This is a genomic window from Streptococcus sp. A23 (genome assembly GCF_043674155.1).
Taxonomy (GTDB): Bacteria; Bacillota; Bacilli; order Lactobacillales; family Streptococcaceae; genus Streptococcus; species Streptococcus suis_V.
The window spans coordinates 1-26,355 of sequence record NZ_JBIMJP010000014.1 but is presented as its reverse complement, the minus strand read 5'-3'; the positions used below and the strand labels follow the sequence as shown (position 1 = coordinate 26,355).

Here is a 26,355-nt window from a genome sequence, read left to right as displayed (position 1 = left end):
TGCCGATACTCATCTCACAGCTTCTTCTTCAACTCTGCAACCACCATCATGACCTCCATAGGGGTCATATTGTGGATGTCCAGAGCCTGCAATTCATCCAACACAGGATGGCTGCTAATTTCTGCAAACAAATCCAACTGACCCGAGGCTGGTTCACTCACTAGATTTGGCTGACTAGACTGACTGGACGACGCATGATTTTCCAACTGCTGCAAAATATTATCCGCCCGCTTGAGCAAATCTTCTGGCATACCTGCGATTTTGGCCACATGGATACCGTAAGACTTGTCGGCAGGACCTGGCGCAATCTTGTGAAGGAAGGTCACCTGACCATTTTGCTCCAAGGTCGACACATGGACATTCTCCAAGTGCTCCAAGGTCTGTCCTAGCTCGGTCAATTCATGGTAATGGGTCGCAAATAAGGTCTTAGCACCAATCTTGTCGTGGATATACTCAATAATGGACTGGGCCAGAGCCATACCGTCGTAAGTCGCTGTCCCACGCCCCAACTCGTCAAAGAGAATGAGCGAGCGGTCTGTCGCCAAACGCACGGCCTTGTTGGCCTCCATCATTTCTACCATGAAGGTCGACTGCCCACTGACCAAATCATCCGCCGCACCAATCCGAGTGAAAATCGCATCAAAAATTGGCAATTCCGCCTGATCAGCCGGCACATAGGAACCCATCTGCGCCATGATAACAATCATAGCTAGCTGGCGCATATAGGTCGATTTACCGGACATGTTGGGCCCCGTAATCAGCTGCATGTGAGTTTCCGCATCCAGATGGATTGAGTTGGGAATATAGGTCTGCTTACCCATAACCTTTTCCACTACGGCATGGCGACCTCGGTCAATGGTCAATTCGCGATGCTCCGTAAAGGTCGGACAAACCAAGCGCTCTTGCTCCGCCACAACCGCAAAAGACTGCAGGACATCAATAGTCGCAATGGTACGAGCCAATTTCTGCAGGCGACCGATGTATTTCTCCACTTCTTGACGGATGCGCATAAAAATCTCGTACTCCAGATTGGCTGATTTGTCACGCGCCTCCAGCATCTGACCTTCGATTTTGGATAATTCTTCCGTCCCATAGCGCTCCGAATTTTTCAGCGTCGCCTTACGGAAAAAATGAGCTGGCACATTGCCCAAATTAGAATTGGTCACGTGGAAATAATAACCATCTTTTTTGTTGTAATCAATCTTGAGATTATTTATACCAGACGCCGTCCGCTCCTTGGACTCAACTTCGGCAATCCAGCCCGCCCCCTCACGCATGACCAGACGATACTGATCCAGCCTTTCATCAAAGCCCGTCTTAATGATATTGCCATCGGTAATCGGTCCATTGGCCTCTGGGTCAATAGCAGAGCTAATCAGCGCATGAAGTTCTGGGATGGGATCCAGCCCCTGAACCAAGCTAGCCAGAGCAGGCTCTCCCATCTGCGACAAGATATTTTTGATAGCCGGCACATTTCCCAAGGTCTGAGAAAGTTGCAAGAGATCCTTGGGCAAGGTTTTCCCGAAGGATACTCGGCTGGCCAAGCGCTCAATATCATAGACCCCTTTCAGCGCCTCAATCAAGTCGCTACGCTCAAAGAAATAATCCAAAAAGACCTGCACAACTGCCTGCCGCGCCTCAATTCGCCCCTGATCAATCAAAGGGCGGTCAATCCAAGTCCGCAAGAGCCGCATCCCCATAGCCGTCTTGGTCTCATCCATGAGCCAGTAAAGACTACCATGCTTCTTGACTGTCCGTCCATTTTCAAGCAAGTCCAGACTGGACTTGGTCGCATAATCCATCTGCAAATAATCCTTGATTTCATAGTGGACTACCTTTTGCAAATGCGCCAAATCTCGCATCTGGGTCCTATGCAAATAAGACAACAATTTCCCTGCCGCAGCCTTCTCCAAGTCCGTCAAGGATTGGTCAATCAGATGAACATCATCTGCAACCTCATCCTCAAAAGACAGGAGCAGATTCATCTGATTGGCAAACACCTGCTCTTCCTCTTCAGAAAGGGTAAAGCCGATGACCACTTCACGCGCCCGCAGATTGCGGATTTCTCCGCAGAGACTAGCAAAATCATCCAAACTAGTCACGAAAAATTGTCCGGTTGCCACGTCCATATAAGACAGAGCAAAATGAGCCCCGCTACGCTCAATGGCAACCAAGAAATTACTATCGGCTCCCATTTTCGAGGAATCCGTCACCGTCCCCGGAGTGATGACCTGAACTACTTCACGCTTGACCACACCGACAGCCTGCTTAGGATCCTCCATCTGCTCAGCAATGGCGACCTTATGCCCCAGCTCCACCAACGTGTCAATATATTGCTGGGCCGCATGATAAGGCACACCGGCCATGGGAATAGGATTGTCCGCATTCTTATTGCGACTAGTCAGAGACAGCTCCAAAATCTGAGCCGCCTCGACCGCATCTTCATAAAATAACTCGTAAAAGTCTCCCATACGGAAAAGCAAAAAAGCATCTGGATATTGTGCCTTAATATCCAGATACTGCTGCATTCCTGGAGAAATTTTTTCTGTTGCCATAGTCTCTCACATTCTATACTAAATAAGAGTTAATCTCTGCCTCTACCTGCTGGGCCGCTGACTCGTCTCGGCAAATGACTAAGAGGGTATCAGCTCCTGCAATAGTTCCCAAGATTGGCGCAGGCTTTTCCGCGTCAATAATATTGGCCATCAAGGCTGCTTCACCCAAGTCTGAGTGGAGTACCAATATAAAACTAGCGCGCTCGACCTTGTAGGCATACTGGGCCAGCAATTGGACAAAGTGGACCTGGTCATCCTCGACAGTCATGGAATAATAGGATCGTCCACCCTCATACACTTTCACAACTCCCAGCTCTCGCAAATCCCTAGAAAGAGTGGTCTGCGTTACCACAACCCCCTGCTCTTCCAGGCCTCTTTGAATATCTGTTTGACGACCTATTTTTTCTTGACGAATCATAGACTTGATCAAGTCATGGCGTTCTAGCTTGTTCATCATCTTACCTCTGAATGTATATTTATAAATATTATATCATTTTTCACAACTATTGACTTAGAATTATGTTAAAATAGAATCAATAACTCCTGGAGGGATTTATATGAATCATAAACAAATGATTGCTGAAAAATTGGCTGCTGTGCTTCCTAACTTGGAAGTTGAAGCCATTTATGCACTGCTTGAAAAACCAAAGTCATCCGAAATGGGCGACATCGCCTTTCCGGCTTTCTCACTAGCAAAGGTTGAGCGCAAGGCACCACAAGCCATCGCAGCTGACATTGTTGAAAAGCTGGATACTGCAGGTTTTGAAAAAGTCGTGGCAACTGGTCCTTATGTCAACTTCTTCTTGGACAAGGCCGCAATTTCGCACGATGTCCTGACCCAGGTCATCACCGAAAAGGCAGACTACGGTCAACTAACTATCGGTCAAGACCGCAATGTCACTATCGATATGTCTAGTCCTAATATCGCAAAACCCTTCTCTGTTGGACACCTCCGTTCGACCGTTATCGGGGACGCTCTGGCAAATATCCATGCAAAACTGGGCTACAAGCCAATTCGTATCAACCACCTGGGCGACTGGGGCAAACAGTTCGGTATGCTGATTGTTGCTTACAAACTCTGGGGCGACAAGGCAGCGGTTGAAGCTGACCCAATCTCTGAATTGCTCAAACTCTATGTCCGTATCAATGCTGAGGCCGAAGAAAAACCTGAACTGGACGAAGAAGCTCGCCAATGGTTCAAAAAATTGGAAGACGGCGACCCTGAAGCAAAAGAATTGTGGCAATGGTTCCGCGACGAAAGTTTGGTGGAATTTAACCGCATCTACGACAAGCTAGGCGTTACCTTCGACAGCTTCAACGGTGAAGCCTTCTACAATGACAAGATGGATGAAGGAATTCAAATCTTAGAAGAAAAAGGCCTGCTCCATGAGTCTAAAGGTGCCCGCATTGTAGATTTGGAAAGCTACAACCTGCCACCAGCCCTCATTATGAAAACAGACGGTGCCACACTTTATATCACCCGCGACATGGCTACAGCTATGTACCGCAAGCGCACTTATGACTTCGTGAAAAACATCTACGTCGTTGGTCAGGAGCAAATTAACCACTTCAAGCAACTGAAAGCTGTTCTCAAGGAAATGGGTTTCAACTGGAGCGACGATATGAAACATATCACCTTCGGCTTGGTGACAAAAGACAAGAAAAAATTGTCTACTCGTAAGGGAAATATTATCCTGCTCGAGCCGACGCTTGATGAGGCTATCTCACGCGCCCTTTCTCAAATCGAAGCTAAAAATCCAGACCTGGAAAACAAGGAAGAAGTCGCGCATGCAGTCGGTGTCGGAGCTGTTAAGTTCTACGACCTCAAAACCGACCGCGACAACGGCTATGACTTTGACCTAGAGGCTATGGTATCCTTCGAAGGTGAGACTGGTCCTTATGTTCAATACGCATACGCCCGCATCCAGTCTATCCTGCGCAAGGCTGACTTTACACCAAGCGCTGACAATGACTACAAGCTGGCTGACGCAGAAAGCTGGGATATCATCAAGCACATCCAAAACTTCTCAAATGTTGTTGAACGTGCCGGTGACAAATTTGACCCATCTTTGATTGCCAAATATGCTATCAATCTGGCTCAAGCCTTCAACAAATACTACGCCCACACACGTATCCTGGACGAAAGCCCAGAACGTGACAGCCGTCTGGCCCTTGCCTACGCAACTGGTGTCGTTCTCAAAGAGGCTCTCCGCCTTCTCGGTGTCCAAGCCCCTGAAAAAATGTAATTCATCCCAATCCTTGACCATTTTGGTTAAGGATTTTTTATTTTTCCCAATTTTTTTGGAAAAATTCCAGCCGACTTGCGAACAGAGTAAGTGAGGAGGCGAGGAGCAGTCAATCAACTCCGAATGCTCAATGAAGGTCATATCCAGATTAATACTCTTCGAAAATCATCTTATCCGTTGTCAACTTGCCTTGGTGAACTCCAGTTCTACCTTCGGCGTCGTTTCCTAGGCTACTTTTGATTTTCATTGAGTATATGCAACGAATCTGAATGTGAGGTTCATTCAATATAAATCTAAATTTCATAAAGAACTAAGAAACTGTAGTCACAAGTAAGCTACCTTAATTAGCTCAAATGCCGAGATGTGAATACAGGTTCTAACCCCCAATCCTGAACAATATGATTGGCTGCCTCCGAAACTTCCACATAAAAAATTTTTAAAAGGAGTCTGAATGACAAAACAATCACTTACACACCATGCATCACGCTTTTCTATCCGAAAATATTCTTTCGGTGCTGCCTCAGTCCTGCTGGCAACTGTCAGTCTGCTAAATGCCCAACTGGTTGCGGCTAGTACGACAGCTTCTACCACCAATCCTTCTACGGCACAAGCAGGTAGCCCAGTTCAAACGAGTCAGGCAAGTCAAACAAGTACTGAAACAAGTACATCTTCTACCAATACAAACCAAGCCAGCCAGCAAACGACTGCTACAAAGACCAGTGATGCAGGAATAATTTCCAAGCCACAAGAAGTGATTACCCCACAAACAAATACAAGTACGATACAAGCAGTAGCTCCTGCAACTACCAGCAGTAGCTCTGCCATTTCCAAAAACCAAGCCAGAACCATAACAATCCCGCAAACAGCTGGGACAAGCAATACCACGACAAATACTGGGACCGCGCGCACTGCGGTCACTCCAAGTAACCAAATGCGAACAGCTAGCACAACAACCACTTCTGCAGCCCTTGGGGACAACTATCCCTATAAAATTGGCTGGCAGGTCGACCCTTGGGGAATGTACACGCGCCAGTGCACATCCTTCGTCGCCTTCCGCCTCAGTACTACAAACGGCTTTACCCTACCGCGTGCTTACGGTAATGCCGATGTTTGGGGTTACCGCGCCCAACGTGAAGGCTACCGCGTAGACATGAACCCTGCCATCGGCTCTGTTGCTTGGTGGAATAGCATGCACGTGGCCTGGGTATCCGCTATCAATGGTGATATGGTAGAGATTGAAGAATATAATTTTAACTATAATGAAAGTTACAATAAACGCTGGATTCATAAAAATTCAGTCAGCGGCTATATTCATTTCAAGGACTTGACCGGCTATTCTGGAGCGACTACCACTACACCGGTCTCGACGACACCAACCAAGCCTGCAAGTTCAACAACCAACCTAGCTCCAAGCGGAACCTACACTTTCACCGCCCAAACCGCCATCAAGGCTGAGGCAAAAATAGCTAGTCCAACCTTGGCAAACTATCAAGCAGGGCAAAGCGTTAACTACGACCGTGTCTTGGAAGCAGACGGCTACCAGTGGATTAGCTACCTCAGCTTTGCTGGAAATCGTCGCTATATACCGATTAAAAAATTGACAACAACCGCTACTACTACGACCACACCTACTCCAAAACCTGCACCAACCAGCCCAAGCACACCGGCCCTACCTTCGTCGGGCACCTATACCTTCAAGAACCGATTGGCCATTCGAAATCAAGCTAGTTTATCAGCTTCAATTCTAGCCTACTATAACGTCGGTCAAAGCGTCAACTATGACCGAATCGTCCAGGCAGAAGGCAAGCAGTGGTTGAGCTACTTATCCTATTCTGGTGCTCGTCGCTACATTGCCCTACCTTAAGCAACAAAAAATGCACACGCTACATCAGCTGTGCATTTTCTAATTATTAGATGTCGGTTGCATTGGTTGCTGCATTTGGCTTTTCCTTGGGCTTACGCAAATGGAAAAATACAGTCACACCAAAATAGATAGCAAACAAGACAATATTGACAATATAGCCTCCCATCAAGGTTGCAGATGTTCCTTGGCGGGTCAATTCATCCGTGAAGATAGAGACTAAGCCCTTACCACCAATAAAGGCGTAGGTGTTAAATAACAAGGCTCCAAAGACATAACCGAGATAGGTAAAGGAGGCCTGCTCGTTCTTTTTCATGAAGAGGAAGACGATTGTTGCTACTACGGTCAACAGCAAAAGCGCTGCCAGAACCTTATTGATAAGATTTGTTTGGAAACCGATAGCCTCCTTGGTATAGATGAGGAAGTTTTCGTCTATACTTGGAGCACTTTGCACCAGTTGAAGCATGGCTTCCTCATTATAATGTGAGAAAAATGCATTGTAGACCCGCAAGAGACTGGCAATAGCTGATAGAGCTACAAAAATATAGAGATGAATTGGTCTTTTCATAAGAATACTCCTTTTTACATTATATTACACGCTTATATTTGTTTTGTCAATATGATTTTGATATAATAATCACAAAGGAGGGCTTTGAGATGAAAAAACTACCGACCTATGCAGGGATAGCGATTTTTGTAACAACTTTGCTGATAAACTGGCTTCTCCCAAGCGTCTCCAAGGTCCTGAACAGCCTACTGGCTCTTACGGTTCTAGCCTGGCTGCTCTACCTGATTTATTACTGGGTCAGCTACTGGATCTATGTACGGAAAAATAAATGAAAATATTAACTCCTCTGAGCAAACCCAGAGGAGTTCTTTTTAGTCTTCTTCACTATCTTTTGGACTCACCAAAGCCACATTGACCCGACGGTAGATTTCTGTCAAATCCAGCAATTCAGCCTCAATGGCATCGGTCAACTGACCTCCTTCCATGCGCCAAGTCCAGTTTCTACCTAGCGTATTGGGCAAATTCATCCGTGCCGAGCTATCCAGCCCCAGCAAATCCTGCATGGTCACAACGGCCATAAAGGCTGGTGAACCATAGAGCAAGCGGAAGAGGGCATGTGTAATCGTTTCATCCTCTCTTCGGTTGCTGTATTTGTCCAAAAAGGCCCGCGTCTCAGCCGTCGTATCCTTCTCATACCAGCCCATAATCGTATCATTATCATGTGTTCCTGTGTAGGCAACCACATTATTGGTATGATTATGAGGCATTTCAATGCTGTCTCTGTTTGGATCGAAGGCAAATTGGATGACCTTCATGCCCGGGAAACCAGTCCAATCGCGTAATTGAATCACCTTATCTGTGACAGAGCCCAAATCTTCCGCGATGATATTCAAATCGCCCAGCTCGCGTTTTATGGTATCGAACAATTCAAAGCCCGGCGCCTCAACACGATAGCCGTTGACAGCCGTTTCTTCACCCGCAGGAATTTCCCAGAAAGAGGCAAAGCCGATAAAGTGGTCGATGCGGACCATATCGTAGATTTTAAAGGATTCGCGCAGACGAGCAACCCACCAAGTAAAACCATCTGCTTTCATGGCCTCCCAATCGTAAATCGGATTGCCCCAAAGCTGACCGATTTCTGAAAAGGCATCTGGTGGACAACCCGCAACTACGCTCGGTTTCCCTTCTTCGTCCGTCTTAAAGAAATGTGGATTGGCCCACATATCAGCAGAATCTGCCGAGATATAAATGGGCATATCCCCAACAAACTCAATTCCTTTGGCATTGGCATAAGCCTTCAAAGCCTGCCACTGCTTAAAGAATAAATACTGGGTGATGCGGTGGTAATCGATGCGCTCCACCAAGAGATGACGGTAGTATTCCAAGGTATCATAGTAGCGCAAACGTGCTCCCTGATCCTCCCAATCAATCCAGGACTTGTTGTCAAAATGCTCCTTGATAGCCATATATTCTGCAAAAGTATGGATCCAAAAATCATTTTCACCCAAGAAATTCCAATAGTCTTGTGGCAGACCTGCCTCTTTCATATTGGCAACAACCTGCTCCAAAATTGGACGGCGGGCAGTAAAAACTTTGGCATAATCTACTTCTTTTGCACTCTGACCAAAGTCAATACCCTGCACATCTTTCTCTGTCAACCAGCCCTCTTCAATCAGTAGGTCCAAGTCAATAAAGTGCGTATTCCCTGCAAAGGCTGAAAATGATTGATAGGGAGAATCACCGTAACTGGTGGTTCCCAATGGCAAAATCTGCCAGTAACGTTGCTTGGCTCGTACCAAAAAGTCTACAAATTCATAGGCTGATTTCCCCATGGAGCCGATGCCATAGGCACCTGGCAATGATGAAATGTGCATGAGTACTCCACTTTGTCTCACTTTCATATTTTTCTCCTTTATTAATGAATGGTTATCTGCGTCAGGGCGCAAACGATTGCTTTCCATCTATTATACTATGTAAACGGTAACAAATCAAGTTCTTTCAAAAATTCCTATGAAAATTTGCTCAATAAATCACTAGCTTCGAACTCTAAAGAGTGATAATAAAAGACTTTTTCTGTGCTGAATTCATTAGCAGAAAAAAATTTTAAAAATTTTTATAAAAACGCTTGCAAACGTTTTTATAATGGTGTATAATTAATTCACGTTAGGAAATCGTTTGCACAAGCAAGCGATAACATCAAAACTTTATTCTTGGAGGGAATAATATGAAACTCAATTTGCTCAAGAGCGTTGCTCTTCTCGCTGCATCAACTGCTGTTTTGGCTGCTTGTTCAAATTCAAGCTCGTCAAGCTCATCTGATTCTGCTGAAGCAGGAAAAGAATTGACCATCTACGTTGAAGGTCAGTACGAAAGCTACATTAACGAAGCCAAAGCTGCCTTTGAAGAAGAAAATGGTGTAACCGTTACAGTTAAAACAGGTGATGCCCTCACAGGTCTTGACAACCTTTCATTGGACAACCAATCTGGTTCGGCTCCAGACGTCATGATGGCACCATACGACCGCGTAGGTAGCCTTGGTTCAGAAGGTCAATTGTCTGAGTTGACATTGGCTGACACTAGCAAGACAGACGATACGACTAAAGCACTTGTAAGCAACGGTGGTAAGGTTTACGGATCACCAGCTGTTATCGAGACATTGGTTCTTTACTATAACAAAGACCTCTTGTCAGAAGCTCCAAAAACCTTTGCGGATCTTGAAAAATTGGCAGAAGACAGCAAGTACGCTTTTGAAGGGGAAGATGGTAAAACAACTGCCTTCCTAGCTGACTGGACAAACTTCTACTACACTTACGGTTTGCTTGGCGGTTACGGCGGTTATGTATTTGGTGCTAACGGTACGGATCCAAAAGACATCGGTTTGGCTAACGACGGTGCTATCAAGGCGATTGAATACGCTAAAACTTGGTATGAAAAATGGCCTCAAGGTCTCCAAGACAGTTCAGCTGCTAATAACTTGATCAACACACAATTCACAGACGGTAAGGCAGCAGCAATCATCGAAGGTCCTTGGAAAGCAGCATCTTACAAAGACGCAGGCCTCAATTACGGTGTAGCAACTATCCCAACTCTTGCTGACGGCAAACAGTACACTGCATTCGGTGGTGGTAAAGCTTGGATCGTTCCTTCAGGTTCTAAAAACCCTGAATTGGCACAAAAACTCGTTGATTTCTTGACATCAACTGACCAACAAAAAGCCTTCTACGATGCAACCAACGAAATTCCTGCTAACACAGAAGCTCGTGAATACGCAGTTGGCAAAAACGATGAGTTGACTACAGCGGTTATCAACCAATTCGCATCAGCTCAACCAATGCCAAACATCTCAGAAATGAGCACAGTTTGGGAACCAGCTGCTAACATGCTCTTCGAAGCAGCAAGCGGTGCAAAAGACGCTAAAACAGCTGCAACTGACGCTGTGAAATTGATTGAAGATACAATCGCTCAAAAATACAGCAACTAATCAACCATAGAAGTAGGGCTGGGCAAGCGGCCTAGCCCCACTTTTTTGTTAGAAATAACCAGTAATGGTTGTTTCACAAAAGGACTGAAGCACTCGGTTCTTCTGTCAAATAACCATAACACCTAAGGAGACTATGATATGAAACAAAACCCAACCAAAGCCCTCCTGATGTCCCTCCTTCCTGGACTGGGACAGATTTACAACAAGCAGAAAGCCAAAGGCTACATCTTCCTGGGTGTAACTGCCGCTTTTCTAGTCTACTTCATTGCAATAGCAGGTGGAGAAATTGGAAACTTGATTACCCTTGGTAGCCAACGCGGCCGTGACAACTCCCTCTTCATGTTGATCCGTGGTTCCTTCCACCTCATCATTACAGTTGTCTATCTTGCTTTCTACGCCCTAAACCTAAAGGATGCCCACTCTACAGCCAAACGCTGGAATGCTGGTCTACCAGTAGCGACAAGCCTGCAGGACATGATCAAAGGCATCTATGAGAATGGTTTCCCCTATCTCTTGATTATTCCGTCTTACATTGCCATGACCTTTGCTATCATCTTCCCGGTTGTGGTGACTCTTTTCATCGCCTTTACCAACTACGACTTCCAACACCTGCCACCAGGTGCTCTTCTAGACTGGATTGGCTTTACCAACTTTAGCAATATTTGGAAACTCAGCACCTTCCGTGCCGCCTTCGGTTCTGTCCTTGGTTGGACCATTATCTGGGCTCTGGCAGCATCAACAGCACAGATTGTCATTGGTATCTTTACGGCTATCGTTGCCAACCAGCCATTTATCAAGGGCAAACGCATCTTCGGTGTTATCTTCTTGCTCCCTTGGGCAGTACCTGCCTTTGTGACTATCTTGACCTTCAGTAACATGTTCAACGATAGTGTCGGCGCTATCAACACTCAGGTCTTGCCTTTCCTCAGCAAATTCTTGCCATTTATCGATAATTTCCTGATTCCGTGGAAGACCGATCCGTTTTGGACAAAAGTAGCCCTGATCATGATGCAGGCCTGGCTTGGTTTCCCTTATATCTATGTCTTGACCTTGGGTATTTTGCAATCTATTCCAAACGATTTGTACGAGGCTGCCTACATTGATGGTGCAAGTGCCATTCAAAAATTCCGTAGCATTACCTTGCCAATGATCTTGGCAGTGGCTGCTCCTACTCTGATCAGTCAGTACACCTTCAACTTCAACAACTTCTCGATCATCTATCTCTTTAACAATGGTGGTCCTGGTAGTGTCGGTGGCGGTGCTGGTTCAACCGATATCTTGATTTCTTGGATTTACAAATTGACCACAGGTACAGCTCCACAATACTCAATGGCGGCTGCCGTAACCTTGATTATTTCCATGATTGTCATCAGTATTTCCATGATTGCCTTCAAGAAATTAAATGCTTTTGAAATGGAGGATGTATAAGATGAAAATGTCAGTAAGTTTCAAACGCAAACTAGGGCAAACCCTGACCTATCTCTATCTGATTGCCCTGTCTATTATTATCATCTATCCTCTCTTGATTACCATTATGTCTGCCTTTAAGTCAGGGAACGTGGTAGCCTTCAAGTTAGAACCGATAGCACTTACCTTGGACAATTTCAAGGGACTCTTTACCGAAACTCTCTACGGTACCTGGTACCTCAACACGCTGATTATCGCGGTTTTGACAATGCTTATCCAAACCAGTATAGTGGTACTAGCGGGATACGCTTACAGTCGCTATAATTTCATCGCTCGTAAGCAGAGTTTGGTCTTCTTCCTGATTATTCAAATGGTGCCAACCATGGCTGCCCTTACAGCCTTCTTCGTTATGGCCCTCATGCTCAATGCACTCAACCAAAGCTGGTTCCTCATCTTTCTCTATGTTGGTGGTGGTATCCCGATGAACGCTTGGCTCATGAAAGGCTACTTCGATACAGTGCCAATCTCTCTGGATGAATCTGCAAAACTGGACGGTGCTGGTCACTTCAGACGTTTCTGGCAAATCGTTCTGCCATTGGTACGCCCAATGATTGCCGTACAAGCACTCTGGGCCTTCATGGGACCATTTGGAGATTACATCCTCTCCAAATTCTTGCTTCGTGAAAAAGAATTCTATACTGTTGCCGTTGGTCTGCAAACCTTCATCTCAGATGTGAAAAACCTCAAGGTTGCCTATTTTGCAGCAGGGGCTGTTCTCATCGCCCTCCCAATCAGTATTCTATTCTTCTTCCTACAAAAGAACTTTGTATCTGGTTTAACTAGCGGTGGTGATAAGGGGTAGTACCTTATCCCACCTTTTCCCTTTTTCGGTCATATCCTTTGCCTTGACTTGATCGAGAAACCAAGGCTGTTCAGATACAGACTCAACCATAGACACTTCTTCCTAGAAAGGACACTCCATGCTGCCTTATCCATTTTCTTATTTTTCCAGTATTTTCTCTGCTCGGAAAATGTTTGATAACCGTCGCTTGCTGACTCTCTGGCAGCGTCTCTTTACCACCGTCTTTTTGGTGGCCCTCTTGGTCCTGCCGACTTCCTTACAGACCTTGAGTCTAGAAAGCTATCCTTTGGACAATTTTGTCGAGGGTGTTTATGCACCACTGACAGACCAGGTGGTCGAGGATTTACAGCAACATAGCCAGCTGGAAAACAATCAATTGACCTACACAGGACAGGGCATTTCAGACCAAATCACCTTTGGCAATCAAGTCAGCCAGAGCTCGGATTTTTCCTATCAATTTGGCCAGGACATGCTGACCATTCGCAAGGGCAGCGATACCTTGGCTGAGCTGGGTTACACTGGCATGACCGCCGATGATTTTTCTAGTAAGGAAAAGCTAACCAAGGCCATCTCTAAAAATTGGTACCAGGCAAACAAGGCTTTGATTGGGCTGGGTATCAGCCTGGTATCAAGCTTTATCTTGGCAGCCAATCTACTCTTTATCCTCTTGGGGGCCAGTCTCTTTCTCTATCTGACCAAGAAATCTCGTTTCTTCCACTTTGAAACCTTCAAGGAGTGCTATAACTTCGCCCTGAATTGCCTGGGTGTGCCAAGTCTGATTGCCTGCTTGATTGGACTCTTTGGTCAGCCTGTAACAACTATCTTAACCATTCAAAATATCCTCTTTGTCCTCTGTCTCTTGTGGGTATTTTTCAAAACAAAATTCCGTAATCAACTTTAGGAGGTTCCTATGCGTGCAACCATCAAGGACGTAGCCAAACTGGCTGGTGTGTCGCCGTCTACGGTGACCCGCGTCATCCAAAACAGCTCTTCTATTAGTCAAAAAACCAAAGACCTAGTTAGAAAGGCTATGGCGGACCTTAACTACCACCCAAATCTCAATGCTCGTAGTCTGGTTTCCAGCTACACACAAGTGATTGGCTTGATACTTCCTGAAGATTCTGATATCTTCTACCAAAACCCTTTCTTCCCAACAGCCCTGCGTGGCATTTCACAGGTGGCTGCTGACCACAATTATGCGATTCAAATTTCTACGGGAAAAAATGAAGAGCAGCGATTGGAAGCTATTTCTCAGATGGTCTACGGAAAACGAGTTGATGGTCTAATTTTCCTTTATTCCAAGCCAGATGACCCACTGGTCCAGTTAGCCATTCAGCATAAGTTTCCCTTCCTCATTCTCGGTAAGGCAGATTCTCCATTTATCTCCCTAGTCGACAATGACAATATCCAGGCTGGATTTGAAGCGACCAATTACTTTATCAATAAGGGCTACAAGAATATTGCCTTTGTCGCTGGGAACAGGGAATTAGTCGTTTCCCAAGACCGCTATACTGGCTATAAAAACGCCCTCAAATCTCATAATATCCCTCTTGATGAAAACAAGGTCAAGTTTGTGTCTGGTTTCCTATTGGAAGACAGTTCCTACAAGATTTCAAAAAAATTACTCAAACAAGATATTGATGCTATCGTCACAACCGATACCATGGTGGCAGAAGGGATTGTCAAATACCTCAACGAAGTCGGTACAAAACTCCCTATCATCTCCTTTGACTCTGTCAAACCAAAATTGGATATTGAAGTCTATGTCGATGTCCACGCCATCAAGCTGGGACGCGTGGCCTTCAATACCCTGCACCAAATCATCAGCGACAATAAGGAAGACAAGCAGGTTTGCTACCGTCGTGTCATTCCGCATACGATTACTGAACTTTAACTTAGAAAGGAGCCGTTCGGCTCATGGCATTACGACAATTTCAAGCATTTCTAGATGATGTAGCTACTATTCGCTTGGTTATGGAAAAACGATTTGATACCGAGCACATGAGTTTTTCCCTCGAGTCCGACGATGCCACATCTCAACTTTTCATTCATTCCTGTCTAGAGGTAGAAAACCTAGTTCTCTACTATCTGACCAGTCTACACGCCTTAAATTTGGACAAGGACTATGCCATTTACGACCAAGACCGCAATAAAACAGAGCTAGGCTATGGTCATATTGTCCGCTCTGCTATTTTCGAACAAAACTATACCTATGATGGCAGTGATTTGGGGACAACTTATAGCCCTCAGTCCACAAGTTTCAAACTCTGGGCACCTATCTCCAAGCAGGTATTTTTAGTCCTTGAGGGGACACCATATGCTATGAAAAAGGGTTCAAAAGGTGTCTGGCAGGTCACAGTAGAGGGTGACTTGGACAGTCAAAGCTACCACTATCTCCACAAAGTCAATGGCGAGTGGATTTCTGTTCATGACCCCTACGCCCTTTCATCCAAGGCAAACTCTGGCGATAGCTATGTCATCAACCCAAATAAACTTCATAAGGTTCGTCGCGCCAAGACCCAACGACCGATTTCTCAAGCTATTGTCTATGAAATGAGTGTCCGCGACTTCTCTTGGCAGACAGAAGCTGGCTTCAAACACCGTAGTCAATTCCTCGGTCTGACCGAATCACCTGTCTTGGACGGTATGAAACTGGGAATGGACTATATCAAAAATCTGGGCGTTACCCATATTCAGCTTCTTCCTGTTTACGATTTTGGTAGCGTAGATGAAAACAAACCCCAAGCTGTTTATAACTGGGGTTACGACCCTATGCAGTACAACCTGCCAGAAGGCTCCTTCTCCAGCCTACCAGATGATCCCTATGCCCGCATTCTAGAACTCCAAGAAGCTATCCAAGCCTATCACGATGCCGATATTTCCGTCAATATGGACGTTGTTTACAACCATGTTTATCATGCTGAGAAATACGCATTCGAGCTAATTGTCCCTGGTTATTTCTACCGTTACAACGAGCATGGTATGCGGACGGATGGTACCTTCTGCGGCAACGATGTCGCTAGCGAACGCAGCATGGTCCGAAACTACATCAAGCAATCCCTCCGCCAATGGACTAGTATCTATGGTTTTGATGGCTTCCGTTTCGACTTGATGGGCATTTTGGACATCCAAACCATCAACCAAATCCAAGAAGAATTGTTAGCCATTCATCCAAATATCTATCTCTATGGCGAAGGGTGGAAGATGGCAACTGGTCTAGACTATGAAAAACTGGCCCACCAGTACAATGCAGACCAGCTCCCAGAAGTGAGTTTCTTCAACGATGACTATCGTGATACCTTTAAGAAACTATTGCTCAACCCTACCCGTCTAGTTGACAAACAACTACACGAAAAAGTGCAACACCTCCTGACGGGAAGCCGCTACAGCCACTTCATCACACCGCAACAGTCACTGAACTACATCGAGTGTCATGACAATGCGACTGCCTTTGACTACTTCCATATTGAACATCCAGACTGGACACCTCAGCAACAAAAACGAGCTGCTAGCTTTGGTCTACAATTGGTCCTCATTTCTCAAGGGATGGCCTTTATCCATAGCGGACAAGAATTCTTCCGTACCAAAGATGAGATTGATAATAGCTACAATATTCCGGATAGAATCAATCGCCTAGATTGGACACGGGCAATTCGTTATAAGGAACATATTCAATTTATTCAAGAGTTAATTGCCTTCCGGAAGGACAATCCAATTCTCAGCCAGAACAGCTATGAAACCATCCAAGAAACCTGTGACTTCTACTGGTTGACTGAGTATGTCCTCCGCTATCAAGTCACAAATGGCGACAAGACTATCCAGTTTATTATCAACTTTGCGGATAGCGATTTTGTTTTTGAAAATGAAGAAGAACGAACCATTCGTTTCAGCTTCCCACCCGTTGACGATAATAAAGCCCAACAAATCACCCTTGCTGGACAAAGCATTTGTATTTTGGAAACTAAATAGGACTTTAGACCGATGTCTGAACTGCCCCCCTAGAGTATACTATAGTCAATCCTAAATATTTTTCATATCTCCTTAGAACTCATCAGCTTATGCTGGTGAGTTTTTTGCATGATATAAAGCAACCCAGTTCTTGACTGGGTTGTTCATCTTACATTAAGTCTATGATTTTCCGACCAATTCTCTCAATATCATTCTGCATACCTCGAAGTTCAAAGGTATCAATAACAGGGAATCCAAAGCGCTCAGAATATTGCTTAGCAGTCAGACAATATTGGTTGTTGAAATTTCGATTGCCCGAACCAACAACACCCAGACAGAGCTCTGCATTGTTCTCAAAAGCAATGAAATCTCCAAGAGGATTGGTCAAAATCTCCACATCTCCATTGTCCACTCCATTTCCACCTTCTAAGTAGGTTGGTAAAAAGGTGACAAAGGGTGCATCTAGCTGATAGAAAGGAATATCCTGCTTGACCAGGTCTTTGACATGAACAGTCTCCACCTGCCAATCGGTCTGGAACTGGAAAAAGTCTTTCAGGCGTTTGACAAAACTCTCCGTATTGCCACTCAGGCTAATATAAACTAGGTAAACGGTTGGTTTCATAAGTCTCCTCTCCGAAGAAAAACACTACATATAGAATACAAATACTATTGTACTCCTATATGTAGTTTTTTGTCAATTAGTCACTTTCCACAAACCGACCAATTATATTGACATTATCCGCTACGGATACAAAAGCCTGAGAATCTGCCTTTTTCATAATTTGCTTAAATTCACTAAACTCAGCACGAGTGATTATGACAATTAGAACAGTCTTTTGCTCATGATTGTAGGCACCCTCCGCACCATTGATGATGGTCACTCCACGATTGAGTTTTTTGTGAATTTGTTTGATAACCCGCTCAGGCTGATTGGTAATAATCATAGCCTGCATTCGCTTCTGCTTGACAAAAATAGCATCTGTCATACGACTGGAAATAAAAAGTGCCACCATCGAATAAAGAGCGTATTTCCAACCAAATGTCATCCCCGCAATCAGCATAATCAGGATATTAACAATCAAAGAAATGGAACCAACTTGCCGTCCCGTCCTTTGACGAATGATAATGGAAACAATATCCGTACCACCACTGGACACATTATTCCTGAGGGCAAAACCAATTCCTGTACCGAGCATCAGTCCACCAAAAATGGCGTTAACTAAGGGGTCTGTCGTCAAGGTAACTGGAGGCATAAACTGGATAAACAAGGAGCTAAGAGATACGGTGATAAAGGTAAAAATTGTAAACTTGTAGCCAATTTTATACCAGGCCAAAATGAGCAAGGGAATATTGAGGGCATAATATACCGCAGCCATAGGTACATTCCAATCTGCATAAGAAGCAGCTAAAGCAGAAACTATCTGAGCTATACCTGTCACTCCCGAAGAATAGACATTCCCTGGTCGAAAGAAAAAATTCACCGCAATACTAGATAGGAGTCCATAAATAATGGACCCCGATATCCGTTCTGCATATTTTTCTCGAGAAATCCCCGAAATAACTGACCAAAATTTATTCTTTCTGGCCTTTCTTAAGAAAAGAACACGCTGTTTTCTGAAAAATTTATTCATTTTCAAGTGTAATATCTAAAGCCAATTCCTCTAATTGAGCTGATGCAACCGTACTTGGTGCCTGTGTCATCGGATCTGATGCCTTGTTATTCTTCGGAAAGGCAATTACTTCACGGATATTGTCCTCACCTGCCAAGAGCATGACAAAACGGTCCAAACCGATAGCCAAGCCACCGTGTGGTGGGAAACCGTAGTCCATAGCTTCGAGCAAGAAACCAAACTGCTCATGGGCATCCTCAGCTGAGAAACCAAGAGCCTTGAACATCCGTTCTTGCATGTCTTTTTGGTTGATACGAAGGCTACCGCCGCCCAACTCATAACCATTCAAGACAATATCGTAGGCAACTGCACGCACCTGTGCCAAATCACCATCCAAATGATGAGCCGTTTCTTCTGTAGGCAAGGTGAATGGGTGGTGGGCACTCATGTAGCGACCTTCTTCTTCAGACCACTCAAACATTGGCCAATCCACAATCCAGAGGAAGTTGAGCTTGCTTTCGTCAATCAATCCCTGCTCTTTAGCCAAGCGATTACGCAAGGCACCCAAGGTATTGTTGGCAACTTCCAATTCATCTGCCACAAAGAGAACTAGGTCCTTGTCTTCAAGTTGTAAACTTGCTGTCAAGTTTGCTGTAATGTCTGTCAAGAACTTAGCAACTGGGCCCGTTAATTCTCCCTTGTCTACTTTAACCCAAGCAAGACCTTTGGCACCAAATTGTTTAGCGTATTCTGTCAATTTATCAATGTCTTTACGTGAGTAGCTATCCGCCACACCCTTGACCACAATGGCTTTGACAACTGGTGCTTCTGAGAAGACTTTGAAGTCAACTTCCTTGACAACCTCTGTCAAGTCTTGCAAAAGCATCTCAAAACGAGTATCTGGTTTGTCAGAACCATAGAAGTTCATCGCATGGTCATAGGACATACGTGGGAAGGGCAAGGTCACATCGATTCCTTTGGTATCTTTCAAGACCTTGGCAATCAAACCCTCTACTACGTCTTGGATCTCAACTTCATTCAAGAATGAGGTTTCCAAATCCACCTGTGTAAACTCAGGTTGACGGTCCCCACGCAAGTCTTCATCACGGAAACACTTAACGATTTGGTAGTAGCGGTCAAAACCTGCATTCATCAAGAGCTGCTTAGTAATCTGCGGACTTTGCGGAAGGGCATAGAAATGACCTTTTGATACACGAGATGGCACCAAGTAGTCACGCGCACCTTCTGGCGTTGACTTGGTCAACATTGGTGTTTCCACATCGATAAATTCAAGCTCGTCTAGGTAGTTACGAATGCTGTGGGTTACGGCTGCACGCAATTTGAAGTTGTTGAGCATTTCTGGACGACGAAGATCCAAATAACGGTAACGAAGGCGGGTATCATCACTAGCTTCAATCCCGTCCTTGATTTCAAATGGAGTCGTCTTGGCCGTGTTCAACACTGTCAAACCGGATACTTGTAGTTCAACAGCTCCTGTTGGGATATTGTCATTAGCTTGCTCACGCTCCACAACTGTTCCTGTCACCTCAATAACAAATTCAGAGCGAAGTCCCTCTGCTTTTGCCATCAATTCCGTATCAACTGACTCAGGATTAATCACCAATTGCATAATACCTTCGCGGTCACGTAAGTCAATGAAAATCAAACCACCCAAGTCACGACGGCGGCCGACCCAACCTTTCAAAGTAATTTCCTGTCCGACATGCTCCTTACGAACACGTCCAGCATACATAGAACGTTTCATTTTCTTCCTCTTTTACTGATTTTATACCTATTCATTCTACCATAAAATGGCTCATTTTTGGGGGAAATTGCTGAGAAAAATCGAAAAACCAGCCCCTAGTTGACTGGTTTACGGTATAACATATCCAAATGTGGGATATCATCCTCCAAATATACTTCAGAAATAGGTTCGAAGCCAAGCGATTGATAGAATTTTTCCAAATAGGCTTGGGCACCGATTTTAATCTGACTTTCTTTCCATTCGTTTGTAATATAGTGAATTGCCTGCTCCATCATTGGGCGACCTAAACCTTTGCCACGATGACTTGGCTGGATGACCACACGACCGATGGAAACTTCATCATAACTTAGACCAGCCGGCAAGATTCTCAAGTAAGCTACTAAATCTCCTTCATCAGTTCCCAAAAGATGAAGACAGTTTGGATCCTTTCCATCAACTTCAGGATAGGGACAAGCTTGTTCTACAACAAAGACATCCGTTCGCAGTGTCAAGATGCTGTAAAGCTCCTGTAAACTTAATTGGTCAAAGGCCTTGATTTCCCAATTCATATCCCCTCCTAAGGCAAGAAATTGCCTGCACTCTTGTAAATATCGTACCATTCCGGACGAGTCAGTTCAAACTTGTTGGCCTGAGCAATCCGTTTCAAACGATCTACATTCATAGAACCGGCAATGGTCTGAATCTTCGCAGGATGCCGCAGTATCCAAGCTACGACAATTGTTTCATGTGAAACATGGTAGCGCTCTGCTATTTCCTCAAGGGTGCGATTGAGCTCTGTATAGTCTGGATGGTTAGCAAAAATCCCCTTTTGTAAGTCAATCAAGAAGGGGGACCAAGCCTGAATAGTGACTTTTTTGAGCTGGCAATAATCAATCAGTCCACCATCCCGCATCGTAGCCACATCATCTTTCATATTGACATGGAGACCCGCATCAATCAAAGGCGTATGGGCAGGCGACAACTGGAGTTGATTTACAGCCAAGGGCTTATCCAAATAGGACTGGAGCAGTTCCATCTGGTAAATATTCTGGTTGCTGACGCCAAAATGGCGAACCTTACCGGCTTTTTCTAGCAAATAGAAGGCTTCAGCTACCTCCTCTGCCTCCATCAAAGCATCCGGTCGGTGCAAACATAGCACATCCAGATAGTCCGTATCCAAGCGCTCTAAAATCCCATCAACCGACTGCAAAATATAGTCTTTTGAAAAATCAAAATAGCCCTTGCGGATACCGCATTTGGACTGGAGAATGATGTCCTCGCGCCTGATACCCAGCTCCTTCATGGCAGAGGCAAAGCGGATTTCCGATTGACCGCCACCATAAATATCGGCGTGATCGAAAAAGTTTATTCTCTCTTCCAGACTGGTCTCTAAGACCCGACTAGCTTCCTGATCTGACAGGGCTACCATGCGCATACAGCCCAAAGCAATCCGTGATACCTGTAAACCTGTTTGTCCTAATTCTTGCATTGGATACTCCTTTTGAAAACGTTTTTCTATTCCCATTATAGCACAAAAACCCGACAAATGCCGGGTTTTGAAAATCTATGAACGAGTTTTGCACAAACTGTGGAAAACTTGTGTAAAAATGACATTTTCTGTGGAAAACTAGGGTTTCATTTCCATAAAAAACTTCTCCACATCCCTTTCTTGACTTCGTAAAAAGATATGTTCGGCATAATCATAAAGGAAACTCTTAGGATTGACCTTGCTTAGCTCCTTATAAGCCTGGCTAGAATAAACATCCTTTGCCAACCAATTCTGGTCAATCTTTTCACCAGAAAAGTAAGCGCGATTGACTGGTACCATAAACCGAGAAATGCTCTCCGCAACCTCCGTAGAGTACCAACCCTCATCGTGCATCATCCGGTGGACCATAATGTCGCTACTATTGTCAAAAACAGACTGCATATGAGCTGTTAATTCACGCAAATCTGGATTTGTAGGCTGAGCATTTTTTGCCCAAAAAGCCGTATCCAATTGCCCTTTTTGATAATCTAAGCCAGACTTATCCACAGTCACCTGACCTATTACAGCAGGATAGACTGAAAAGGCTCCGTTCACCACCTCAGTATAAGTGGTCTTTCCAAGGTCCTCTGAAACAATGTTCTGGGCATGCGTATGGCCAGAAAAACCAAATTGAACCCCATAGCGATCCAATAGCCGCTTGACATCTATCGCATTATCCAGAGTATAGCCTTTGGACAGTATGTGGTGCTGCCGAAGGACATTGTGGTGAACAACTGGAAGGGCCTGCACACCAGCCTCTTCAGCCGCCTGCAACTGCTCCTCCATCCAGTCTAGCGTCTCCTTCTTAATCCGACCATTGGTCTTTGGACCTCCTTTTCCCATCCCATCGCTGTAGATATTGGAATCCAACATGATAAACCACAGATTAGAAGAAACCTTGCTCAAATAACTAAGAGAATGGGCATCGCGATTGGCCGCTTGATTATAACCAAAATCTGCAAAAATCTCCGCAAAATCCTTATGGGAAACCTGAGCAACCACTTCCTGCTGGTCTCCCTTAAAGGCGCGCGCCCAGCCACTGGCTATATCATGATTTCCGGGTATCACCTGCACCTGGGTACCAGCTTTCTCCATCTTCCCAAAATACTCCGCCAACTCCAGCATGCTCTGCTTTTCACCATTGAGGGTCAAATCTCCACTGACCAGCAAATGCTTGGGCTTATCCCGTTTGACCTGCTCCAAAAGAGCATCCATCCGCTCTTTTCCATAGCGGAGCTCCTTACCAGCAGCCGTCTTTTCGATATAGGAGAAAGCCTCTCCTGAATCAAATAAAGTTGGTGACAGATAATGGAGATCACTGATAATCCAAATTTGATCCTCCTTGGTCAAGGTAACGCTTGGATAGGCAGCGACCGATTGATGAAAAGAAAGACGCCAAACCAAAATCAGGCTAAGCAATAAAACAATTGGGATAACTTTTTTCTTCATAACTCCAGTATATCATTGATAAAAGTAGACAACAAGAAAAGGCTCCGAAGAACCCTTTCCGTTATATCATTGATTATTTTTTCGCAAATTCAGCAGCTTTTGTACCTGCTTGGCGACCGAAGACTACTATGTCCGCAACGGCATTACCACCCATACGGTTGTTACCGTGTACGCCACCAGTAACCTCACCTGCCGCATAAAGACCAGGAATTGCTGAACCATCTTCCTTCAATACTTCTGTATTGGTATTGATTTTAAGACCGCCCATTGTATGGTGGATCCCTGGTGCAATCTTAATCGCATAGAATGGACCTTTGGCAATATCACGGTCCATAGCTGTTTTACGACCAAATTCTGTATCGTCTTTGGCGGCCACATAGCCATTCCATTTTTCAATAGTTGCTTTCAAGTTTTCAGCTGGAATACCGATTTCTTTTGCCAAATCTTCGATTGTGTCAGCCTTAACTGTCATACCACGCTCTTCATAAGTATCGATTGATTTAGAATGCTCACGAAGATCTTGTCCAAAGACGATGAAGGCGTGTTTTTCTGGCAAAGCATTGATAGCTGCAGAAACGTTATCACGTGTTTCCATTTCATTGTAGAAACGGTTTCCTTCCTTGTTGACAAGGATCGCACCTTCCCCACGGATTGCTTCCGATACAAGGAATGGATCCTGACCTTCTTCTTGGTATACAGTTGGGTGAATTTGGATTTGGTCCATTTGGACAGTTGCTGCACCCAATTTTTGAGCGAGGGCAATACCGTCACCAGTTGCACCTTCATGGTTGGTTGTTACATAACCGTCCAATTCAGGTTTTTCCTTGGTGATCATGTCCATATTAGCACCAAAACCACCAGCCGCATCGACAACAGCCTTAGCAGCAATTGTTTTTTCTTCGCCAGCAACTTTCACTTTGACACCTGAAACCGCGCCATCTTTTTCAGTGATTTCAGTCACATCCGCATTGACAAAGATTGGAATCTCATTTTCCATCAAGTTATTGTAAAGACCATTGACAAGGTAGCCACCAACTGCTGAACCATCCGCTGGACGGTGGATACGAGGTTGAGAGAAACCACCAGAGAAGGTAACGTCACTAAGTGTGATACCAATGCTATCCAACCAATCAATAGCTTCTGCTGAATTATCTACCATGTAACGCAGCAATTCAGGGTTGTTTGTTCCCTTACCACCTTTAAGACTTTCTTCGTAGAAGAGGTCGTTGGTATCAGGAATATTTTGCTCCTTTTGGAACTTAGTTTCTGAGGCATTCATACCACCAGATGACTTAGACGTGTTCCCGCCGATAATTGGCATTTTTTCAAGAACGGTAACTGTCGCACCTGCTTGTTTAGCAGCGATTGCTGATGCCATACCTGCACCACCGGAACCAACTACGACAACATCATAGCTGTCTTTCAATTCGGATGGGTCCGTGTATTCACGTTGTGACGCACCTGAAACAGCTTCTTCTTTTGAAGATGATTCTGTTGTGCTTGAAGAAGAGGTAGATGTAACTGTTTTCTCAGCCTTACCACCACATGCGACTAGAAATAGAACTGCAACTAGGCTAAAAAGCAAGCCTAACAAAGTTTTCTTTTTCATAAACTCCTCCGATTTGTTATGATATTCACATTATACCATTTTGTGAAAGAGTTTTCAATTATTTTTGAGATATTTTTCACAAAATTTTGAAATGATTTTTGATTTACATGAAATAAAATGCACAAGCTAGATAGCCTGCGCATTATACTTATTCTGAGAGCAATTGCAGAAATTGTGTGATTTCTTCTTCAGTGGCCTGGCTACCTTTTTGAAGAAAGGCGGACAGTTTACCGTCCTTAAAATAGGTCAGACTTGGAACTGTTTTAATCCCACTGGCCTGACGGAAAAGCTCCAATTTTCCAGTTGGATCCTCCTCACTATCAATGTAAAGGACTGGAATCTCCGTTTCCTTAGCAGCCTGATGCAATTTTGGAACAAAGGCACGACAATAAGGACAAGTCTCGCGACCAATATAGAGAATAAAGTCTTCATCCGTCCCTAATTTCTCTTCCAAATCCTCAATACTAATTTCCTGAAAATCTTTTACTGCCTTTGCATAATCAGACTCAGCTACAGCTGGTTGACTAATTTGACCAACGAAGAACCAGATAGTAGCAAGCCCCAGGACTGCCAGCAAGACAGCGACAAGATACTTACGCCACATAAGAACCTCCTAAACATACACAAAAAGCCCATAAACAGGGCTTTGAAGATATAGAATATCTTAGAGCATTTTGTTGTAGAATTCTACGACAAGTGCTTCGTTGATTTCTGGGTTGATTTCGTCGCGCTCTGGCAAGCGAGTCAATGAACCTTCAAGCTTTTCAGCATCGAATGATACGAAAGCAGGACGGCCAAGAGTAGCTTCAACTGCTTCCAAGATAGCTGGAACTTTGATTGACTTCTCCCGAACTGAGATAACTTGACCAACTTCAACACGGTATGAAGGGATATCAACGCGTTTGCCGTCAACAAGGATGTGACCGTGGTTTACGAATTGACGTGCTTGACGACGAGTAGTTGCCAAACCAAGACGGTAAACTACGTTATCCAAACGACGCTCCAAAAGAAGCATGAAGTTGAAACCAAGGGTACCTTGTTTGATTTTAGTAGCTTGTACGAACAAGTTACGGAATTGTTTTTCACCCAAACCGTAAGAGAAACGCAATTTTTGTTTCTCAGCCAATTGCAAACCGTATTCTGATAATTTAGAACGGTTGTTTGGTCCGTGTTGACCTGGTACGTAGTTACGACGTGCCAATTCTTTACCTGTACCTGTCAATGACAAGCCAAGACGACGAGCTTGTTTCCAAGATGGTCCTGTATAACGTGACATAGTTATGTCCTCCTCAATAAAATAAATATATTGTAGGAAATAACGTCTTAGGCAAACCTGATTCGTGCAGGAGGTCTTCATCGAAACAGCAACGATTACTCTTCTTGCTGACCTTCTGTTGACGAGCTTCATTTTGCCCTGCTGTTATTTCGCACAAAGAATAGTATAACACAAAAAAAAGGCTCTGTAAAGCCTTCAGACTGAAGACAAAGTCGTTAGAATTGTATTTCTAACGGCTTTTTCATATGTAAAGTAGTATAATAGAGTTAGG

The 26,355-nt window shown here is 44.5% G+C and carries 22 protein-coding genes; 9 read left to right on the top strand and 13 right to left on the bottom strand.

Annotated elements, in window-relative coordinates:
- Positions 1 to 14 precede the first annotated feature (14 nt).
- Together mutS and argR are read right to left on the bottom strand one after the other, a co-directional pair.
- Positions 15 to 2,555, bottom strand: coding sequence for a DNA mismatch repair protein MutS (gene mutS, locus ACHBIE_RS08335; RefSeq protein ID WP_394733141.1), 2,541 nt, complete (start codon positions 2,553 to 2,555; stop codon positions 15 to 17).
- A gap of 13 nt (positions 2,556 to 2,568) precedes the next feature.
- Positions 2,569 to 3,009, bottom strand: a complete 441-nt coding sequence (gene argR / locus ACHBIE_RS08330; protein ID WP_105110242.1) for an arginine repressor — start codon at positions 3,007 to 3,009, stop codon at positions 2,569 to 2,571.
- A gap of 103 nt (positions 3,010 to 3,112) precedes the next feature.
- Here argR and argS point away from each other — a divergent pair, with 103 nt between their 5' ends.
- The gene (gene argS / locus ACHBIE_RS08325; RefSeq protein WP_105110243.1) at positions 3,113 to 4,801 is read left to right on the top strand and encodes an arginine--tRNA ligase; all 1,689 of its coding nucleotides are present in this window, start codon (positions 3,113 to 3,115) and stop codon (positions 4,799 to 4,801) included.
- A gap of 451 nt (positions 4,802 to 5,252) precedes the next feature.
- The gene (locus tag ACHBIE_RS08320; RefSeq protein WP_125266292.1) at positions 5,253 to 6,665 is read left to right on the top strand and encodes an SH3 domain-containing protein; all 1,413 of its coding nucleotides are present in this window, start codon (positions 5,253 to 5,255) and stop codon (positions 6,663 to 6,665) included.
- A 46-nt stretch (positions 6,666 to 6,711) separates the two neighbouring features.
- On the opposite strand, the gene ACHBIE_RS08315 is transcribed toward ACHBIE_RS08320, so the two are convergent.
- Positions 6,712 to 7,230 (bottom strand): hypothetical protein, encoded by a 519-nt coding sequence (locus tag ACHBIE_RS08315; protein WP_105110245.1) that lies wholly within the window; start codon positions 7,228 to 7,230, stop codon positions 6,712 to 6,714.
- Positions 7,231 to 7,319: 89 nt separating this feature from the next.
- Between ACHBIE_RS08315 and ACHBIE_RS08310 the strand changes: the two genes are divergently transcribed.
- Positions 7,320 to 7,502 carry a hypothetical protein gene (locus tag ACHBIE_RS08310; protein WP_125266291.1) on the top strand — a complete coding sequence of 61 codons (183 nt, stop codon included), beginning with the start codon at positions 7,320 to 7,322 and terminating at the stop codon, positions 7,500 to 7,502.
- A gap of 39 nt (positions 7,503 to 7,541) precedes the next feature.
- Here ACHBIE_RS08310 and malQ read toward each other — a convergent pair whose 3' ends face one another.
- On the bottom strand, positions 7,542 to 9,071 hold the full coding sequence (gene malQ, locus ACHBIE_RS08305; RefSeq protein ID WP_394733140.1) for a 4-alpha-glucanotransferase: 1,530 nt from the start codon (positions 9,069 to 9,071) through the stop codon (positions 7,542 to 7,544).
- 323 nt (positions 9,072 to 9,394) lie between these two features.
- Here malQ and ACHBIE_RS08300 point away from each other — a divergent pair, with 323 nt between their 5' ends.
- The 6 genes from ACHBIE_RS08300 to pulA all read left to right on the top strand — a co-directional run bounded on the left by ACHBIE_RS08300 (position 9,395) and on the right by pulA (position 16,889).
- Positions 9,395 to 10,651: an extracellular solute-binding protein gene (locus tag ACHBIE_RS08300; protein ID WP_105110255.1), complete on the top strand. Its 1,257-nt coding sequence runs from the start codon at positions 9,395 to 9,397 to the stop codon at positions 10,649 to 10,651.
- 138 nt (positions 10,652 to 10,789) lie between these two features.
- Positions 10,790 to 12,079 (top strand): sugar ABC transporter permease, encoded by a 1,290-nt coding sequence (locus tag ACHBIE_RS08295; RefSeq protein ID WP_105122414.1) that lies wholly within the window; start codon positions 10,790 to 10,792, stop codon positions 12,077 to 12,079.
- A 1-nt stretch (position 12,080) separates the two neighbouring features.
- A complete protein-coding gene (locus ACHBIE_RS08290; protein ID WP_105110256.1) occupies positions 12,081 to 12,920 on the top strand; it encodes a sugar ABC transporter permease in 840 nt (279 codons plus the stop codon).
- A 118-nt stretch (positions 12,921 to 13,038) separates the two neighbouring features.
- A complete protein-coding gene (locus ACHBIE_RS08285; protein WP_105122415.1) occupies positions 13,039 to 13,821 on the top strand; it encodes a hypothetical protein in 783 nt (260 codons plus the stop codon).
- Between the two features lie 9 nt (positions 13,822 to 13,830).
- Positions 13,831 to 14,814, top strand: a complete 984-nt coding sequence (locus tag ACHBIE_RS08280; RefSeq protein WP_394733139.1) for a LacI family DNA-binding transcriptional regulator — start codon at positions 13,831 to 13,833, stop codon at positions 14,812 to 14,814.
- Positions 14,815 to 14,837: 23 nt separating this feature from the next.
- Positions 14,838 to 16,889, top strand: coding sequence for a type I pullulanase (pulA, locus tag ACHBIE_RS08275; protein WP_105122417.1), 2,052 nt, complete (start codon positions 14,838 to 14,840; stop codon positions 16,887 to 16,889).
- A gap of 148 nt (positions 16,890 to 17,037) precedes the next feature.
- Here the strand turns inward: pulA and nrdI are convergent, their stop codons facing one another.
- The 9 genes from nrdI to rpsD form a co-directional block, all read right to left on the bottom strand.
- Positions 17,038 to 17,490: a class Ib ribonucleoside-diphosphate reductase assembly flavoprotein NrdI gene (nrdI, locus tag ACHBIE_RS08270; protein ID WP_105122418.1), complete on the bottom strand. Its 453-nt coding sequence runs from the start codon at positions 17,488 to 17,490 to the stop codon at positions 17,038 to 17,040.
- 76 nt (positions 17,491 to 17,566) lie between these two features.
- A complete protein-coding gene (locus tag ACHBIE_RS08265; protein WP_105122419.1) occupies positions 17,567 to 18,505 on the bottom strand; it encodes a YitT family protein in 939 nt (312 codons plus the stop codon).
- The gene (gene aspS, locus ACHBIE_RS08260; protein WP_394733138.1) at positions 18,492 to 20,243 is read right to left on the bottom strand and encodes an aspartate--tRNA ligase; all 1,752 of its coding nucleotides are present in this window, start codon (positions 20,241 to 20,243) and stop codon (positions 18,492 to 18,494) included. Before aspS ends, ACHBIE_RS08265 begins: the two co-directional genes overlap by 14 nt.
- Positions 20,244 to 20,338: 95 nt before the next feature.
- Complete coding sequence (locus ACHBIE_RS08255) at positions 20,339 to 20,791, bottom strand: GNAT family N-acetyltransferase (protein ID WP_125266287.1); 453 nt, start codon at positions 20,789 to 20,791, stop codon at positions 20,339 to 20,341.
- Between the two features lie 8 nt (positions 20,792 to 20,799).
- Positions 20,800 to 21,711 carry an aldo/keto reductase family oxidoreductase gene (locus tag ACHBIE_RS08250; RefSeq protein ID WP_125266286.1) on the bottom strand — a complete coding sequence of 304 codons (912 nt, stop codon included), beginning with the start codon at positions 21,709 to 21,711 and terminating at the stop codon, positions 20,800 to 20,802.
- Positions 21,712 to 21,849: 138 nt separating this feature from the next.
- A complete protein-coding gene (locus ACHBIE_RS08245) occupies positions 21,850 to 23,199 on the bottom strand; it encodes a metallophosphoesterase (protein ID WP_394733137.1) in 1,350 nt (449 codons plus the stop codon).
- Positions 23,200 to 23,272: 73 nt separating this feature from the next.
- The gene (locus ACHBIE_RS08240; RefSeq protein WP_105122424.1) at positions 23,273 to 24,808 is read right to left on the bottom strand and encodes a flavocytochrome c; all 1,536 of its coding nucleotides are present in this window, start codon (positions 24,806 to 24,808) and stop codon (positions 23,273 to 23,275) included.
- 148 nt (positions 24,809 to 24,956) lie between these two features.
- Positions 24,957 to 25,412: a thioredoxin domain-containing protein gene (locus tag ACHBIE_RS08235; RefSeq protein ID WP_105122425.1), complete on the bottom strand. Its 456-nt coding sequence runs from the start codon at positions 25,410 to 25,412 to the stop codon at positions 24,957 to 24,959.
- Positions 25,413 to 25,472: 60 nt separating this feature from the next.
- Positions 25,473 to 26,084, bottom strand: a complete 612-nt coding sequence (rpsD, locus tag ACHBIE_RS08230; protein ID WP_002938227.1) for a 30S ribosomal protein S4 — start codon at positions 26,082 to 26,084, stop codon at positions 25,473 to 25,475.
- Between the last annotated feature and the right edge of the window lie 271 nt (positions 26,085 to 26,355).

Excerpts from the sequence above, each read along its gene's own strand:
- ACHBIE_RS08245 (WP_394733137.1), bottom strand. The coding sequence starts at position 23,199 with ATGAAGAAAAAAGTTATCCCAATTGTTTTATTGCTTAGCCTGATTTTG.
- ACHBIE_RS08290 (WP_105110256.1), top strand. The coding sequence starts at position 12,081 with ATGAAAATGTCAGTAAGTTTCAAACGCAAACTAGGGCAAACCCTGACC.
- ACHBIE_RS08285 (WP_105122415.1), top strand. The coding sequence starts at position 13,039 with ATGCTGCCTTATCCATTTTCTTATTTTTCCAGTATTTTCTCTGCTCGG.
- ACHBIE_RS08310 (WP_125266291.1), top strand. The coding sequence starts at position 7,320 with ATGAAAAAACTACCGACCTATGCAGGGATAGCGATTTTTGTAACAACT.
- pulA (WP_105122417.1), top strand. The coding sequence starts at position 14,838 with ATGGCATTACGACAATTTCAAGCATTTCTAGATGATGTAGCTACTATT.
- argR (WP_105110242.1), bottom strand. The coding sequence starts at position 3,009 with ATGAACAAGCTAGAACGCCATGACTTGATCAAGTCTATGATTCGTCAA.
- ACHBIE_RS08295 (WP_105122414.1), top strand. The coding sequence starts at position 10,790 with ATGAAACAAAACCCAACCAAAGCCCTCCTGATGTCCCTCCTTCCTGGA.
- ACHBIE_RS08300 (WP_105110255.1), top strand. The coding sequence starts at position 9,395 with ATGAAACTCAATTTGCTCAAGAGCGTTGCTCTTCTCGCTGCATCAACT.
- malQ (WP_394733140.1), bottom strand. The coding sequence starts at position 9,071 with ATGAAAGTGAGACAAAGTGGAGTACTCATGCACATTTCATCATTGCCA.
- ACHBIE_RS08255 (WP_125266287.1), bottom strand. The coding sequence starts at position 20,791 with ATGAATTGGGAAATCAAGGCCTTTGACCAATTAAGTTTACAGGAGCTT.
- ACHBIE_RS08240 (WP_105122424.1), bottom strand. The coding sequence starts at position 24,808 with ATGAAAAAGAAAACTTTGTTAGGCTTGCTTTTTAGCCTAGTTGCAGTT.
- rpsD (WP_002938227.1), bottom strand. The coding sequence starts at position 26,084 with ATGTCACGTTATACAGGACCATCTTGGAAACAAGCTCGTCGTCTTGGC.
- ACHBIE_RS08320 (WP_125266292.1), top strand. The coding sequence starts at position 5,253 with ATGACAAAACAATCACTTACACACCATGCATCACGCTTTTCTATCCGA.
- mutS (WP_394733141.1), bottom strand. The coding sequence starts at position 2,555 with ATGGCAACAGAAAAAATTTCTCCAGGAATGCAGCAGTATCTGGATATT.
- aspS (WP_394733138.1), bottom strand. The coding sequence starts at position 20,243 with ATGAAACGTTCTATGTATGCTGGACGTGTTCGTAAGGAGCATGTCGGA.
- ACHBIE_RS08280 (WP_394733139.1), top strand. The coding sequence starts at position 13,831 with ATGCGTGCAACCATCAAGGACGTAGCCAAACTGGCTGGTGTGTCGCCG.
- ACHBIE_RS08235 (WP_105122425.1), bottom strand. The coding sequence starts at position 25,412 with ATGTGGCGTAAGTATCTTGTCGCTGTCTTGCTGGCAGTCCTGGGGCTT.
- ACHBIE_RS08315 (WP_105110245.1), bottom strand. The coding sequence starts at position 7,230 with ATGAAAAGACCAATTCATCTCTATATTTTTGTAGCTCTATCAGCTATT.
- ACHBIE_RS08250 (WP_125266286.1), bottom strand. The coding sequence starts at position 21,711 with ATGCAAGAATTAGGACAAACAGGTTTACAGGTATCACGGATTGCTTTG.
- argS (WP_105110243.1), top strand. The coding sequence starts at position 3,113 with ATGAATCATAAACAAATGATTGCTGAAAAATTGGCTGCTGTGCTTCCT.
- nrdI (WP_105122418.1), bottom strand. The coding sequence starts at position 17,490 with ATGAAACCAACCGTTTACCTAGTTTATATTAGCCTGAGTGGCAATACG.